The sequence below is a fragment of the Curtobacterium sp. HSID17257 genome (genome assembly GCF_003989515.1).
Classification (GTDB): domain Bacteria; phylum Actinomycetota; class Actinomycetes; order Actinomycetales; family Microbacteriaceae; genus Curtobacterium.
Genome location: NZ_RBLU01000085.1, coordinates 1 through 14,818, shown reverse-complemented (window position 1 = coordinate 14,818; position 14,818 = coordinate 1). Strand labels below are relative to the sequence as shown.

13 protein-coding genes and 5 tRNA genes are annotated in these 14,818 nt (G+C 72.0%); 10 read left to right on the top strand and 8 right to left on the bottom strand.

Annotated elements, in window-relative coordinates; genetic code table 11:
• Positions 1 to 143: 143 nt before the first annotated feature.
• The 4 genes from D8M35_RS12275 to D8M35_RS12260 form a co-directional block, all read right to left on the bottom strand.
• Complete coding sequence (locus tag D8M35_RS12275) at positions 144 to 3,509, bottom strand: ATP-binding protein (protein ID WP_126892117.1); 3,366 nt, start codon at positions 3,507 to 3,509, stop codon at positions 144 to 146.
• On the bottom strand, positions 3,506 to 4,267 hold the full coding sequence (locus tag D8M35_RS12270) for a DUF4194 domain-containing protein (RefSeq protein WP_126892116.1): 762 nt from the start codon (positions 4,265 to 4,267) through the stop codon (positions 3,506 to 3,508). The genes D8M35_RS12275 and D8M35_RS12270 overlap by 4 nt, the downstream gene beginning before the upstream one ends.
• Entirely contained in the window at positions 4,264 to 5,778 is a 1,515-nt protein-coding gene (locus D8M35_RS12265) for a DUF3375 domain-containing protein (protein ID WP_126892115.1), read from the bottom strand. Before D8M35_RS12265 ends, D8M35_RS12270 begins: the two co-directional genes overlap by 4 nt.
• A gap of 75 nt (positions 5,779 to 5,853) precedes the next feature.
• Positions 5,854 to 5,926 (bottom strand) — tRNA-Val (locus D8M35_RS12260).
• A 413-nt stretch (positions 5,927 to 6,339) separates the two neighbouring features.
• On the opposite strand from D8M35_RS12260, the gene D8M35_RS12255 reads away from it, so the two are divergent.
• The 9 genes from D8M35_RS12255 (at position 6,340) to D8M35_RS12215 (ending at position 11,738) form a co-directional block, all read left to right on the top strand.
• A tRNA-Gly gene (locus D8M35_RS12255) sits at positions 6,340 to 6,411 on the top strand.
• An 82-nt stretch (positions 6,412 to 6,493) separates the two neighbouring features.
• A tRNA-Cys gene (locus D8M35_RS12250) sits at positions 6,494 to 6,567 on the top strand.
• A gap of 45 nt (positions 6,568 to 6,612) precedes the next feature.
• A tRNA-Val gene (locus D8M35_RS12245) sits at positions 6,613 to 6,687 on the top strand.
• A gap of 120 nt (positions 6,688 to 6,807) precedes the next feature.
• Positions 6,808 to 7,491 carry an SMI1/KNR4 family protein gene (locus D8M35_RS12240; RefSeq protein WP_126892114.1) on the top strand — a complete coding sequence of 228 codons (684 nt, stop codon included), beginning with the start codon at positions 6,808 to 6,810 and terminating at the stop codon, positions 7,489 to 7,491.
• Between the two features lie 232 nt (positions 7,492 to 7,723).
• Complete coding sequence (locus tag D8M35_RS12235) at positions 7,724 to 9,706, top strand: alpha/beta hydrolase (RefSeq protein WP_126892113.1); 1,983 nt, start codon at positions 7,724 to 7,726, stop codon at positions 9,704 to 9,706.
• A gap of 71 nt (positions 9,707 to 9,777) precedes the next feature.
• A complete protein-coding gene (locus tag D8M35_RS12230; protein WP_126892112.1) occupies positions 9,778 to 10,233 on the top strand; it encodes a hypothetical protein in 456 nt (151 codons plus the stop codon).
• A 35-nt stretch (positions 10,234 to 10,268) separates the two neighbouring features.
• Complete coding sequence (locus D8M35_RS12225; protein ID WP_126892111.1) at positions 10,269 to 10,790, top strand: hypothetical protein; 522 nt, start codon at positions 10,269 to 10,271, stop codon at positions 10,788 to 10,790.
• Positions 10,791 to 10,881: 91 nt separating this feature from the next.
• Positions 10,882 to 11,376, top strand: coding sequence for a hypothetical protein (locus tag D8M35_RS12220; RefSeq protein ID WP_126892110.1), 495 nt, complete (start codon positions 10,882 to 10,884; stop codon positions 11,374 to 11,376).
• The gene (locus D8M35_RS12215) at positions 11,373 to 11,738 is read left to right on the top strand and encodes a hypothetical protein (RefSeq protein WP_126892109.1); all 366 of its coding nucleotides are present in this window, start codon (positions 11,373 to 11,375) and stop codon (positions 11,736 to 11,738) included. Before D8M35_RS12220 ends, D8M35_RS12215 begins: the two co-directional genes overlap by 4 nt.
• A 58-nt stretch (positions 11,739 to 11,796) precedes the next feature.
• Here D8M35_RS12215 and D8M35_RS12210 read toward each other — a convergent pair whose 3' ends face one another.
• On the bottom strand, positions 11,797 to 12,003 hold the full coding sequence (locus tag D8M35_RS12210; RefSeq protein WP_058727894.1) for a hypothetical protein: 207 nt from the start codon (positions 12,001 to 12,003) through the stop codon (positions 11,797 to 11,799).
• A 312-nt stretch (positions 12,004 to 12,315) separates the two neighbouring features.
• On the opposite strand from D8M35_RS12210, the gene D8M35_RS12205 reads away from it, so the two are divergent.
• A tRNA-Gly gene (locus tag D8M35_RS12205) sits at positions 12,316 to 12,387 on the top strand.
• A 62-nt stretch (positions 12,388 to 12,449) separates the two neighbouring features.
• Here D8M35_RS12205 and D8M35_RS12200 read toward each other — a convergent pair.
• From D8M35_RS12200 to D8M35_RS12190, 3 genes are all read right to left on the bottom strand, one after another.
• The gene (locus tag D8M35_RS12200; RefSeq protein ID WP_238638218.1) at positions 12,450 to 13,244 is read right to left on the bottom strand and encodes a ferredoxin reductase; all 795 of its coding nucleotides are present in this window, start codon (positions 13,242 to 13,244) and stop codon (positions 12,450 to 12,452) included.
• Positions 13,241 to 13,834, bottom strand: a complete 594-nt coding sequence (locus tag D8M35_RS12195; protein ID WP_126892108.1) for a molybdopterin-dependent oxidoreductase — start codon at positions 13,832 to 13,834, stop codon at positions 13,241 to 13,243. The genes D8M35_RS12200 and D8M35_RS12195 overlap by 4 nt, the downstream gene beginning before the upstream one ends.
• 192 nt (positions 13,835 to 14,026) lie before the next feature.
• Positions 14,027 to 14,818 (bottom strand): glycosyltransferase (locus D8M35_RS12190; protein WP_126892107.1); only part of this gene is annotated, 792 nt, incomplete at its 5' end.

Genomic DNA, 14,818 nt, shown 5'->3' with positions numbered 1-14,818 from the left:
CCCCGGCCCGGCCCGCGCCGGTCGCACGACGTGCCGTCCGCTCCCGTTGCGGTCGCACGACGTGCCGTCGCGTCGAGAGGTGAGCGGCAGGTCGTGCGACCGCAACCGAGCCCCCGCCGACCGACCGCCGGCCGCCACCGGCGTCAGGCGCGGGCGATCTCCGTGATCGACGAGTGGCCCGTCTCGGGGTGCTTCCGCATCGACAGCAGGCGCTCCATCGACGGCTCGAGCGCGGTGACCTTGTCGAGCGGAGCGCTCACCACGAGCTGGAACCCGAGCCGGAGCCACGCCGTCACGGCACGCCCCGCGAACTCCGAGTCCGCCTTGATGAACGCCTCGTCGAGGAACACCGGCGCGAACCGGGGCCGCGGCCGGGTCTCGTCGCCGAGCTGGTAGCGCAGCGCCGCCCCGACGATGAACGCGACGAGCTCCTGCGTCTCGCCACCGGACTTGTCCCCGAGCGACGAGTACACGCCGAGGTCGTTGCCCTCGGTGTCGTACCGCACGGCCGTGATCTCCATGTGCCGTCGGACGTCGAGTACGGCGTCGCGCTGCGTCGTCCGTCCGCGTGCTGCCGCCGGGTCCGGGCGGATGACCGCCATGAACCGGCGGAGCCTCCGGAAGCGGGTCTCGAGCACGTCGTCGGTCAGTTCGGTGTCCACCGACGCCGACAGCGCGCGGAGCTCCCGGCGGAAGGCGGTGACGTCCTCGCGGGTGACCCGGCGGATCTGGATCTTCAGCCGGTCCCGGTTCGCGCCGAACGGCAGCTCCCGGAGGATCTCGTTGACCGGCTCGAGTCGCTCCTCGATCTCGACGACCGCGCGGTCGAAGGCACCGGCGAGCGGCACGAGGTCCTCGCCGCTCCACTGCGACAGGCGACGACGCCACTCGCTGCGGCGTGCGTGCAGGCCGGTTGCGAGGATCTGGTCGAGGATCGCGTGGTAGTCCGGGTACGAGGCCACGCCGGTGCCGAGGTTCGGGTCGGGCCACGCGTCCTGGTACCGCTGGAACGTCAGCGTGAGCGCGGTCGACGCGGCGGCGGCGCCGTCGAGTGCCTGGGCGAGCCGCTCCTCGAGCCGGCGTCGGAGTCGGCGTGCGGCGTCGTCGAAGCCGTCGATGCCGTCCGGGGCGCCGACCTCCTCGAACGTCTCGGCGAGCAGCCGGGACTGCTCGTCGTCCGGCAGCGACTCCGGGGTGTCCTCGAACCGTGCGAGGATCTCGGCCGCCGCGTCCTGCCCGTCGACGAGCACCGCGTGGCGCTCCTCGAGCCGGGTGACGGACAGCCGCGCGGCGGCCCGTCGGTCGGCTGCTTCGTCGAGCGAGCGTCGGAGCCGGGCGACGGACTCGCGCAGGGTCCGCAGTCCGTCGTCGGCGGCGAGCAGCGCCTGGCGTTCGGCGTCGAGGCGGGCCAGCGACTCGTCGAGCCCGGCGACGTCGATGCCGTCCCAGGTGGTGTCGACCACGTGCTGGTGCGCGGCGCGCAGGGCGTCGAGCGTGGCGATGTCCTGCGCGACGTCGGTGCGTCGGGCCTCGAGCGTCGCGAGGTCCTGGGCGATGGCGGCGAGCTCCTGCTCCACCGACGCCATCCGGGCCTCGTTCGTGAAGCCGATGACGTTCGACTGCCGTCGGTCGCCGTGTGCACCACGACGGCCGTCGCGGAGCTGTCCGGACGGGGTCACGCGGCGTCCGCCGCCACCGAGCTCCGTGGCGGAGTCCACGCACCGCGCGTCGATCCGGTCGGACTCGATGCGCTCGCGCACCCAGGTGCTGAACGGGGAGTCCTTGATCGCGAGCTTGCCGGAGACCATCGCCGGGTCGCCGTCGAGGTCGAGGTGGGGGCCCGTCGGGACGCCCTCGAACTGCACCCGGACCGGCAGCTGCAGCGCGTCGATCGCCTCGCTGAACGACGACAGCTGGTCCTCGTCGACGAGCAGCGTGCGGGCGACGGGCGCCAGCACCGACTCGATCGCCGTGCGCCAGTGCTCCTCGGCGGGGAGCACGTCGAGCAGCTCCGCGACGAACGGCAGCGCGTCGGGGGAGATGCCGGCGGCCCGGGCCATCGCGAGCCGCGCCTCGTGCATCGGCAGCGGCATCGCGCCCTGCCGGTGCTCGAGCGACCGGCGCTCCTGGCGCAGGGTCCGCTCGCGGTCGAGGAGCGGGTACTCCTCGCGCGTCAGGGCGTCCCGGCGGTCGTCGAGCTCGCCGCGGGCCGCGGCGTACGACCCGAGGAACGCGTGCGATGCCGCCTGCGCGTCGGTGAAGGTGCGCTCGGAGGAGAGCGCCAGCCCGAGCGCGGTGGTCCGGTCGTCGAAGGTCGCGCGTGCTCGGGCGACCGCGTCGCGCTCGCGGGTCCGACGGTCGATGCGGTCCTCGAGCTGGGCGAGGGCGTTGCCGCCCTGGTCGCGGAGGCGTCCCTCGGCCTCGCGGAGCTCGATCTCGACGGCGGCGTGCCGGGCCTCGGTCGCGGCGACGTCGGCGCGGGCGGCGGTGCGCTCGCGTCCGTTCCGCTCGACCTCGGCGTCGAGGAGTGCACGCTTCCGGGACGCCGTCCAGTGCGCGAAGGGGGAGACCTCGGCGCCGGTGGCGATGCCGTCGAGGGCGTCGGCCGCGGCCTTCGACCGGGCGATCTCGTCGTGCAGCTCGACGATGGGGGAGAGGATGCGGACCTTGCGCTCCTCGGTGTCCATCGCCTCGTACGCCTCGTCGAGCGCGGAGAAGTGCGCGAGGGCGCGGTCGGCCGCCTCGTAGGTGCCCGGGGTCTCGAGCACGAGCGACTTGTACAGCGCGTCGACCGTCGGCAGGTGCTGCCCGGCCTGGATCCGCGCGAGGAGCCGCATCGCCCGGTTGCCGCCGCCGGAGTCGCCGATGCCGAGCCGGGTCTGCAGCGTGTACGCGAGTTCCTGGTAGGTGTCCCGCACGACGAGGCCCGGCACCCGGCCGGTCAGCTCGAGGTGGTGGAAGCGCGACGGCACGAACTCCTCGAGCCGGCGCAGGTCGAACGTGTCGTCGACCGTCGCCATGGTCATCTGGATGTCGCCCACCCCGCGTGCCCGCTTCGGTACGAGGTACGCGCGCAGCACCGTGAAGCGCCGCTCGTCGTCGTTCCGGAAGGTCACCGCGACGGCGCCCCACGTGGTCTGGTCGTCGCCGCGCAGGTTCACGTCGCGCAGCGCTCCCGTCTCCGGGTCGCGGCGGGTGTCGACCTTGCCGCGCAGGTACGTGAGCAGGTTCCGCTGGTCGGCGCTCCGCGCACGCCCGGTGGTCGCGTCGTTCGAGGCGCCGTTGAACGGCACGTCGGACGGCATCATGACCGCCAGGTAGGCGTCCATCAGCGTGGACTTGCCGGTACCGGAGGCGCCGGAGATGAGCGTCGCGGTGCCGGACAGCTCGACCTGGCGGTGTCCGTGGAAGCCGCCCCAGTTGACGACCTGCATCGACTCCGCCCGCCACTGCGCGACGGTGTCGAAGAGCGCCGGCATCCCGCCGGCGTCGATCAGGGTGTCGGTCATGCGTCTGCCTCGCCTTCGTCGTCGGTGTCGGCGGGTCCGGCCGGGAGGCCCGGTGCGGCCCCGGCGAGCGGCGCGCCGTCGTCCGTGGTGGCGTTGCGGAGCCAGCGGTCGAGTTCACGGAGCTGCTCGAGGGGGAGCAGGACCTCGACGACGCTCGCGACGCGGAAACGGTCCGGGTCGGTCGTGCGGATGAGGATGCGCGCGGTCACCAGGCGCTCGACGGCCTTCGCCACGCGGGACTCGTCGCGGGTGCGGTCGGTGGTCGCCGGGAGGAACCCGGACACGTGCCCGAGGATCTCGGAGCGGTCGACGACGACCTGGTCGAGGCCCGGGCGCGTGTCCGCCCGCAGGCGCATGCGCAGGTAGACGAGGACGATCGTCTCCTCGCGGGTGTACGGCACGTCGCGGAGCAGCGTCGGGAAGGAGCGGCGCTGGCTCTCCGAGCGCGCTTGGCGCTTCCAGGCGACCTCGCGGTCGCGGTCGACGTGCAGTTCGAGGAACAGGTCGTTGAGCCGCGACCGGAGCTGGTGCTCACCGTCGGTGATCGCGCGCCACTCGTCGGTGTGGGTGCGCGCGCTCACGTAGGTGTGGCGGAGCAGCGCGACCAGGGCGCGGCGCTGCGGCTCGTCGAGGCGGCCCTCGTCGCCCTCGAAGAGGGCGAAGCTCGAGTCGTCGCGCTCGTCGAGCCGGTCCTGCTCGAGTGGGTCGCTGCCCTCGGGGTCCGTCTCGTCGACGGGAGCCGTCGTGATGTCGCTCACCGTGCCTCCAGGCCGTTGTCGTCGTCGTGCTGGTCGTCCGCCCGTGCGCCGGTCAGGGACGCCGAGGGCATGTGGAAGGTGACCGTCTCGCCGTCCGGACGCACCGTGCGGTGCGGGACCAGGTGCGTGGCGGTCTCGAAGTCGTCGTTGCCCGTGAGGAGGTGCGCGAGCCCGAAGAGCTCGACCGGCCGACGCTGCTCGGGCGGCAGCGCGTGGAAGGCCGAGACGCTGTCCGGGGCGCTGCGGAGCGCGGCGCGGAGCTCGGCGAGCAGCGGACCGCCGTGGCGGCGCAGCGACTCGACGTCGAGGTCCTCGAAGACGTCGTCGTCGGGTTCCTCGATGGGCGGGGGCACGGCCTCGTTGTCGGGGTCGTAGAAGCGCTCGCGCAGGGTGCCGATCTCGGCGGTCGCAGGGAGCAGTCCGAGCGGGACGCGGTCGCGGGCGGACCGCTCGTCGATCCACGCGGCGAGCCCGCGGTTGACCGAACGGAGCACCGCGTCGAGCTCACGGTCGCGGACGACGTCGTGCGCGACGATCTGGTCGCGGAGCGTCGCGGTGAGCTGGCGCCGCTGGGCGAGGACGTCCTCGATGCCCTGGCGCAGGATGCTGACCGTGTTGCGGAAGGCCCGGCGTTCACCCGCTCCGAGGGACTGGGCGAACGGGTGGGCGAGGATCGTGGCGATGTCGTCGCGGAGCCGGAGCAGCAGGGCGTCGTCGCGCAGGAGCTCGAAGGCGCCCTCGAAGGCGCGGCCCTCCGGGGTGGCCTGCATGAGGTCGTCCGTGCGCGCCAGGTAGTCGTCGAGGATCTCGCCGATCGGGCGGACCTCCTGCCGGAAGTCCTCGACGATCGAGCGGTGCATCGTCGCGACCGCCTCCTCGACGCGCTTGAAGTCGCTGGGCAGCTGCCGGATGAGGTCGGCGACGTTCGTGTAGCCGTCGTGCATGCGGGCGTCGTCGACCTCGGTGACCTCGCCCCGGGCGATGCGCTCGCGTTCGGCCTGCAGCTCGGCGATCTGGGCGTCGATGCGCCGCACCTGCACGTCGGGGTCCGGCTCCGCGCTGGCAGCCCAGCGGTGCACGGCGTCGACGATCATCGCCAGGCGGCTCTCGCTGATGAGGGCCCGGTCGGCGCTCAGGGCGTCGACGAGGTTCAGCGCCTCGAGGGCGTGACTCGTCAGCGAGTACTGCTCGTCGCCGTCGGGGGAGTTCGAGCGGACCAGCCACTGCGCCGCCACCCAGTCGCGGCAGAGGGCACGGCCGTTCGGGCGGGCGTCCGACTCGCCCTCACCCTGCTCGCTCGCGGGGACGCGGGCGCCGGTGGACTGCAGTCGCGCGACGTGCTCCTCGACCTGCAGGTGCATGCGGTCGGCCGGGACGTACTGCACGTCGCGGTCGAACACCGTGCGGAAGACCGCGATGACGGCGGCGCTCGTCGGGCGGGACATCAGCCGGAGGGTCGGGCGGTCGAGCACCGCGCGCACGCGGGAGAACTCGAGGTCGACGTCGGTCATGGGTCCTTGCTCGTGGGTCCTTCGTGGGGAACGACAAGAGCCCGACGCTGTTGCGTCGGGCTCTCGGTGGTGGTGTGGGCGATACCAGACTCGAACTGATGACCTCTTCGGTGTGAACGAAGCGCGCTACCAACTGCGCCAATCGCCCCCTGCACTTGCGTGCCAGTCGATAGTAGCGGACGTTCGGGGCTGCGCCGAACACGGCGCGTCACCCGGGTGTGGCGCGTGTGGTGCCGGTGCCTGTGCTGGTGCTGGGTTCGTGGCGCCTGGTACCCGTGGTTGCGCATCGTGCTCGTGCGTGCTGGCACCCGGTGGGATCGGGCGTACTCGGTGGGAACGGGTGTGCCTGGCGATCCGCGACGACCAGGTACGCCCTTTCCCACATGGCACTGCGCTCGTCATGGGAAGGATCGGGCGCCCGCGGACCCCCTCGATCCGCATGAACGCGGGGGACACGCCCGGTGAACGAGGGGGATTTTGGCGGATGCTGCTCGGTTCGTATAGAGTTCTTCTCGTCGCCGCGACAGCGGAGAGACAGAAGCGGCCCGCGGGTCGTGGAATGCGGATGTGGCGCAGTGGTAGCGCATCACCTTGCCAAGGTGAGGGTCGCGAGTTCGAATCTCGTCATCCGCTCGAGTGTGGGAGTCCTCGGACGACCACGACTCACCAGAGGGTATCCCACCGTTCGGGTACTCACGGAGACGTGAACCTCGATGGTGGGGTGGCCGAGAGGCTAGGCAGCGGCCTGCAAAGCCGTCCACGCGGGTTCGAATCCCGTCCCCACCTCCAGCAACACCCTCCAAGATCCTGCACGACCCCGGTCAGCAGATCTCTGGGCGATTGGCGCAGCGGTAGCGCGCTTCCCTGACACGGAAGAGGTCACTGGTTCGATCCCAGTATCGCCCACCAACTCAGAACCCCCGCTCCGGCGGGGGTTCTCGTGTTTCCGCGGTGCTGCTCCCGCTGCGAGCCGGGGGGACGCGAGACGGTTCGGGCACGTCCTGCTGGCGACGTCACTACGGTGGACGGATGGACTCGGACGGACTCTTCCGGCGGGGGAACCAGGACCTCGCACCACACGACGACACGACCGCGGCGCTGCGGGCAGCGTTCGCCCGGCTCGTCGCCCTGGTCCCCGGCGATCTGATGCTGCACCCGCCCGCGGCGGAAGCAGACATCGCGGCGGCAGAGGCGCACCTCGGTCGGCGTCTGCCGGTCGACGTCCGAGCGCTCTACCTCCTCCACGACGGACAGCACCAGTACACGCCGCAGGACCCGAGGTTCGCCTGCGGCATCTTTACCGGGCTGCCGCTGCTGCCACTGCACGACGTGCTGGCCGCGTGGGACCAGTGGGACGGCTTCGAAGCGCAGACGGACATGGACGAGTTCGCCTCCTCCAGCCCCAGTGGCTTCGTGCAGCCGAAGTACTCCACCAGGGGATGGATCCCCCTCACCCACGACGGCAGCGGGAACCACATCGGCGTGGACCTCGCCCCCGGACCCGCCGGCACGGTCGGACAGGTCATCACCTTCGGCGCGGACGACGACGAGCACCAGGTGCTCGCCCCCTCGCTCCTGTCGTACCTCGACCAGGTCGGCACGCTCATCGCCTCGGGTGCACTCACTCCGTCGGACGACGAGGACGACCCCGACTGGACCCTGTCCGCGCCGCAGTCGCAGCTGTTCCACCCGAGCGGGACCGCGACGACCTGAGCCGGCACAGCAGGCTGCCGCGGACGACTCGCGACGGGTTCCGGTCCGGTGGGGCTGCCGGGTGTGCGTCCGATGAGTCTCCGTCGCGTCGGGCGTCCGTACCGGAGGCACACCGCGGTGCGCGCACCTGCGGTGGGTCCGTCCGCGGATCCTGGGCCGTGTCGTGTTCTCGACGGTCCTGCCCGCCCATCCCTGACCGATCTGCGTACAGTGGACGTGCAAGGGGGAGCACATGGGGGACATCCAGTACGACGAGGCGGCGGCCGATGCCGTCGTCAGGGCAGCCGGCGCCGCCGCCGATCGCCTGCGCGGGCAGGGGGCAGCGCGTCGGAGCGCCGCCGAAGCAGCCCTGGACGACTTCCGCGGCGCGTACGCGAAGCGCTTCGAGGAGTCGGTGCAGATCGAGGCCGACGACCGGCCGAAGCTCACGTCCGCGCTCGACGACCTCGTCGACCAGGTGACCGAGGCCTCCGCTGCAGCGGAGCAGGAACGGCAACGCCGCGAGCAGCTCGCGGCGTGGCAGCTCCGGCAGGACGAGCGGGACCGCCAGGTCGCGGCCGATCCGCTCGGGCTGCACGGGAGTCCGTCGCTCGGTGTCTTCGACTTCAAGCCGTCGGAGACCCCGACCGCTCCGCCGACCATCACCGTGGCGTTCTCGGCGCGGGGTCGGACGCGCACCGGTGGCGGGACGGCAGAGGGGACCAGCTCGGCCGTCCCCGGTTCGCTCCGGTCCTTCGCGAGAGACAGCCGCGCCGCAGATCGCGCCGCGGAGGAGAAGCTCACGACGCTGCGGTCCGCCTGGCACCGCTTCACCGGGAGCTGCGGCTGGGTGCGCGTCGCGAACGCGTCGTTCCTGGCCGGCGCGGACCGGCTGCTCGACGAGAACCGCGAGGATGCTGCGTGGCTCGAGCGGATCGCCGACGCCTTCGACCGAGCCGGTGGTTCCGCCGATCTCTCGAACGCGACACTCGACATCGCAGCACCGGCCGACCTGCCTCCGGCGCTGCAGCAGATGCTCGATCCGGACCTGACCGCGGCCGAGGTCGCGGCACTCTGGGCACAGCTCGGATGGTCGTCCTCCCGCAGGCAGGACGTCCGAGCGCTGCCCCTGCCGGTACTCGCTCGCCTCGGCAACCTCGAGGGTGTCGCCTACTGGGCCCGCGACGCGGCGAACCGCACCGTGCTCGACGCCCGGATCACCGAGGCCGAGCAGGAGGTGGAGGCGCTGCAGTCCACGATCGCGTACGACAACGGGACGGCCTGGAGCCGAGCATCGGAGAACCTCAAGGCGTTGCGGGACATCCGCACCGGTGCGCAGTTCGTTCCCGGGTCGCAGTCGGGTGACCGGTACGTCGTCTCGCTGACCGACGACGTGCCACCACTCGCTGCCGTCGCGATCGGCGACCTGGACACCGCTCGCAACGTGACGTGGGCGGTCCCCGGCATGGGGTCGTCGACCACCGGCATGAACGCGTGGGCGACCTCGGCGCAGAACATCTACGACCAGCAGCGGGAGAGCGTCGACGACGACAGCCCGTTTCAGCAGCACGCGGTCATCGCGTGGATGGGGTACAAGGCCCCGCCCGTCCCCGTCATCTCGGGCAGTCCGGATCCGGGGGTGCTGTTCAACGGGTACGCCGAGCCGGGCGGCGACGCGCTCGCAGCCTCGATCAAGGGGCTGGATGCCGTGCGTGGAGGGGACCTGCCCCGGACGAACGTCGTTGCCCACTCCTACGGATCGACGACGGCAGCGTTCGGTCTGACCCAGGCGGGCGTCCACGTCGACTCGTTCACGACGATCGGTTCAGCGGGCATCCCGAACTCGATCCCACGAGCAGACGACATCCACGCCGATGACGTCTACGCCGGTCAGGCCCGGAACGTGTGGGCGCTCCCGGGCGACGAGAAGGGCGACCAGTGGGCGGGCACCGGTCGGCTCAGCCCCGTGCACGGGATCGACCCCACTTCGCCGAGCTTCGGTGCGTCCGCGTTCGGCGCCGACGGCGTGGAGAAGGACGGGGAGAAGCTGCGCGGCGTCAAGGACCACGGCGTCAGCACCCCCGACGGCGAGGGCTACCTCGACGTGAACACCGAGTCCCTCGCGAACATCGGGTACGCGACGACCGGTCAGCCGGAAGAGATGACCGACTACGTGGCCAAGGGACCGACGGACTTCGAGCGCGACCTGCTCGAACAGATGATGAGAGCACCGTGATGATGAAGCGATCCTCGACGAGAACACGTCGCACCGCCCTGCTCGGTTCGACCACGGCACTCGTCCTGCTCATGCTCACCGCCTGCGGGAGCACCACCACGACACCGAGAGGCTCCGACATGGATCCGTCGACCGCGAAGAAGTCCATCGTCGATCTCGTCGAACGGTCGACGGCTGCCGTGGGGGGCGATTGGAAGGTCTACCGCGGCCCTGCGGTCGAGCCGTGCGGACAGGACGTGGAGGATCGCGTCCGGTACGTCTACATCGTGGAGCGAGAGGGGTCAGCCACCGGGCTGCAGCGCGATGTCGATGCGGTCCGTGCCGTCTGGAAGGACGCGGGTATGGACGTGGTCGACACGGCCACGGCCGGAGGGGACACGCGCGCCGGCATCCGCGGGACCGGCGACCCCGTGACCTCCATCGGGTTCGACGCGAAGCCGGACCGGTACAGCATGTCCGGAGTCAGCGTCTGCGCGTCCGGGAACGCGTCGGAGCTCCGCGACGAGGAGTTCTCGGACCAAGGCTGAGCCGATCGACTCCTCGGACAGATGATGACGGCGCCATGACGACCACCGCACCTCGGCACCGGTCGAGCACCTGGCTCGCGCTTGCAGCGGCCGTCGGCCTCTCGCTCGTCCTCACCAGCTGCGCCGACAGCAGCACGAAGCCGAAGGAGACCACCGTGCGGGCGTCCGAAGCCGAGAAGTCCATCGTCGACCTGGTCGAGCGCTCCTCGGAAGCGATCGGCGGGGAGTGGCGCGTGTCACTCGGGCCGTCGGTGGAGGCGTGCGGCGAGGGCGTCGAGGACCGCGTGCGGTACGTCTACGTCCTGGAGCGCGACGGTTTCCCCGAGAGCGCCGAACGGGGCATCCGTGCCGTCACGGAGCTCTGGGAGCAGGACGGCATCGAGGTCTTCGACACGGAGACCGGCGGGGACGAACCACTCCGGGGTGTCCGGGGCAAGGGCGGTCCCACCACGTCCATCGGGTTCGACGCCCACCCCGCGCGCTCCAGCCTTTCCGGTGTCTCGGCGTGCGCGCCGGGGCGCGCAGACGACCCGGCTCGGGGATCAACCACAGCGTGAACGATCGCCGGCACGTGCGGTCGTTGCTCGGACACGGCGCGGTCGTCGGTCGCACGACTCGTGGTGCCGCGCGCGGTCAGGAGGAGGAACGATGAGTCGCCGGTCGAACGCGTGCGTCGCCGTGCTGGTCGCGACCGCAGCGGTCCTGTCAGCCTGCAGCGCCGGCTCCGGCGGAGCGCGTGCGGACGCGTCCGAGGCGAAACGGTCGATCGTCGACGTGGTCGAGCACACCACGGCGTCGATCGGCGGCGAGTGGAGCGTGTACAGCGGTCCTGCGGCGGAGCGCTGCGATCGTGCAGGCGCTGCGCCCGGCGCCCGGTGGAGCTACATCGTCGAACGGGTGGCACCGGCGGGAGTCGATCCGGCCGCGGACGTCGAACGGGTCGAGCAGGCGTGGCAGGAGCAGGGCATCGCGGCCGAGCGCTTCGAGAGCGGATCAGCGGATCCCCTGCTCGGCGTCCGCGGCGCCGGAGGCCCGGTGACGTCCGTCGGCTTCGACGCCTTCCCCCAGCGCTACTGCGTGACCGGGGAGTCGACGTGCTTCGACGGGAGCGTCGACGACCTGCGGGGAACGGGCGAGGGATGACCGACGACCAGCGAACCGACCGGGTGACGGACCGGGACCGACGGGCCTACCGGATCGTCTCCCGCATCGGCTTCGTCGCTGCTCCCGCGATGTTCTTCCTGCCGCTCCTCGTCCCGATGGTCAGCGGGGGGTACCAGTCGTGGGCGGTCGTGTGCATGACGGCGGCGTTCGCGGTGCTCGTCTCGGCGTCCTCGTTCGCCGCCATGGCGAGCACGCCGCCTGACGGGAAGCCCGGGGTGCACCAGCTGTGGGCGATCCCGGTCGCCGTCTTCGCCCTGCTGCCCGGAGCGGTCCTCTCCTCCGGGCTCTACCTGACGATCGTCTCCCTGCTGAGCCAGGCAGCTGCGACAGCGCCGAACTGAGGGAAGACGCCCGCGTGACAGGACACGCCGGCCCGACGGAGGCCGGCAACGGCGCTCGTCAGACCGGACGGTAGATCGCGATCGGGGGAGCGGATGGGTCGCCGTCGTCGTGGGCGTCGCCAGTCGCGAGCCAGGTGCGGCCCTCGTGCTCGATCGTCGTCGGCAGGTCACCGTGCACCAGGATGCGGACCGCGGGGGCGTCCCCGTCGATCAGGTCGACACCGTGTGCCTCGGTGCCACCGGGGTTGTCGTGCACGTAGCTCATGCTCCGAGTGAACCCGGTCGGGCCTGGGAACCCGGGACCGTCCGGCCGCTCGCAGGGTTCGGGTCGCCGCGATCGGCCGGACGGGGGGCGGGTCGCCCCGGTGCTCCGGTCGTGTGGGCCGGGCACCGAGAGATCATCCGGAACCGATGAGGATCCGGATTGGTCGACGACCGCGCCGTGCGGTTTCCCGCAATCCCGCAATGCCGCAATCCCGCAATTCCGCGACCGCGCAACGACGGACGACCGACGACGCGCCCGGCCGCACCCCGGATCACGGGCGCGGGACCGAAACGGGGTAGAGTGTTCCCGTACGCGGATGTGGCGCAGTGGTAGCGCATCACCTTGCCAAGGTGAGGGTCGCGAGTTCGAATCTCGTCATCCGCTCGGAACACGAAGGCCCTGGTCACCGACCAGGGCCTTCGTCGTGCACCAGCCGGCTCACGCCCTCAGGCGCCGCCGAAGCGCTCCGCCCGGACGTCCGACAGGTCGTGCCCGAGCTCGCCGAGCCACCGCAGCACCTGCTCGACGAACGGGGTCGACCCGCAGACGTACACGAGCGCGCCGACGTCGGGCCCGAGCACCGACCCACCGAGACGCTCCCGCGTGAGCCGGCCCACGGGCTCGCCCGATCCCGATGGTGCCCGTCGGCTGTACACGTGCGTGACCTCGAGCGGTGCGGTCGCACGCAGGGCAGCGTCGAGCTCCTCGCGGAAGAAGACGTCCTCCGGGGTACGGGTGGCGTACAGCAGCCGGAACGGCACCGGGTCGTCCGCCTCGGCGTGCGCGGTGACCATCGGGAGCAGGGGGACGATTCCCGACCCGCCAGCGATCAACTGCACGGGCCGGTCGGACGCACCCGGACGCCACACGAACCACCCGCCGAGGGGGCCGTGCACGTCGACCGCGTCGCCGACCTCGATCGCGTCGACGAGGAAGGGCGAGACCTCGCCGCCCTCGACCCGGTCGACGGCCAGCGTGACCCGGGTGCCGGCACCGGCCGAGGCGATCGAGTAGGAGCGGGAGGCCTGGTAGCCGTCCTCGGCGGTGAGCCGCAGGTCGAGGTGCTGGCCGGGGTCGTTGCCGGGCCAGGTCGGCACGTCGAGGACGATGCGACGCGCGTTCGGGGTCTCGGTCGCGACGGAGGCGACGGTGGCGGGGTGCCAGGCCGGCCGTCTGCGGACGGGAGCCGAGCCACCCGGGGCGATCCGCGCCTCCAGGCCGTCGACGGGCGGTGTGCTCACCAGTACCGCTCCTCCTTCCAGGGGTCGCCGTGCATGTTGTAGCCGGCGTTCTCCCAGAAGCCGGGCTCGTCCTCGGCCTGCATGACGATGCCGCGCACCCACTTCGCGCTCTTCCAGAAGTACAGGTGCGGCACGAGCAGGCGGGCCGGGCCGCCGTGCTCGGGGGTCAGGGGCTCGCCGTCCGCCTCGAACGCGATCCAGGACTGCCCCTCGAGGAGCTCGTCGAGCGGCACGTTCGTCGTGTAGCCGCCGAAGCTGTGCACCGTGCAGAAGTCGAGCGAGGTCTCGACGTCCGCGAAGAGCCGGTCGAGCGGGACGCCGCGCCACGGCATGTCGAGCTTCGTCCAGTGGGTGACGCAGTGGATGTCGACGGTGACGTCCTCGACGCCGAGCGCGTGCACCTCGTCCCACGACCAGGTGTGCAGGCCCGACTCGGTCCGGATCGAGAAGCTCCAGTCCTCGGGCGCGATGTCCGGGGTGGCTCCGGCGGAGAGCACCGGCCAGTCGCGGACGAGGGTCTGTCCCGGCGGGATGCGCGGGTCGTCGCGGTCGTCGCGGCGGCCGCCGAAGCCTCGGGTGAACGTCGCCATCGTGGTCCTCCTGGTCACTGGTGGTGTGGCCATCCTGCCCTGTGCACCGGCTCGCGGCACAGGGCACGCCCGGTGGGGCCCGCGTCCGGCGGACCGGCCGGGAGGCTCGTGGCGATCCCGCCGGCCGGCCTGCGTCCGTCCCGCGGCCGGTCCGGGTGCGGCGCGGTGCGCTCAGCGGCGGCGCGGTGCGCCTCAGCGGTGGTGCGGTGCCGTCTCGTGGTCGTCGAAGAGCACGTCCGGGGCGTCGACCCGTCGGTCGTTCACGGTGGTCGGGCTCTCGAGGTGCACCGCGCCGGACGGCAGGATGCCCGCACCGCCGAAGCGCTCCATGACCCGCCACTGGGCGACGACGTCCTCGCCGGAGTGCTGCGGGGGCAGGGCGTCCCAGAACCGGAAGCCACCGACCTGTTCGAGCGCGGCGCGGTCGTACACGACGCACGCACCGACCCAGGCGACCCGGTAGGGCACCCACCCGCCGGTCTCGACGTCGAGCTCCGCTGCGACGTGCGCCGGGTTCGCGGCGTTGTGGAGCGAAAGCCGGTCGAAGCCGGCCGTCCCACGGCGCACCACCTCGGGCACGACCGGACCGTCCCACGGCTCGAACACGGCCGTCTCGTGCGGACGACGGTCCTGCAGGTACGACAGCCCCTGCACGGCGCTCCCGACGAAGCCGCACCCGAGGTCGCGGAGCGCGTCGAGCATCCGGCGGACGGTGCCCGGCTCGAGCCAGACGTCGTCGTCGAGGTAGAGCACCGCAGGGGCGGTGGCGTGGTCGAGGAGGTGCTGCCGGTGCTCCGCCAGGCCACGCCGTTCCGGGTGGGCGAGGAGCGTGACGGGCCGGCCCTGTGCCTCCAGGACGCGCAGCATGGCGGCCACCGCCGGCTCGGCGGCGGCGTCCTGACCCGTGGACTGGTCGCTGAGGACGAGGCGCAGGTCGACGTCGGTCTGCGCCGCCAGCCCGGCGAGCGTGGTGGCGAGTTCGGA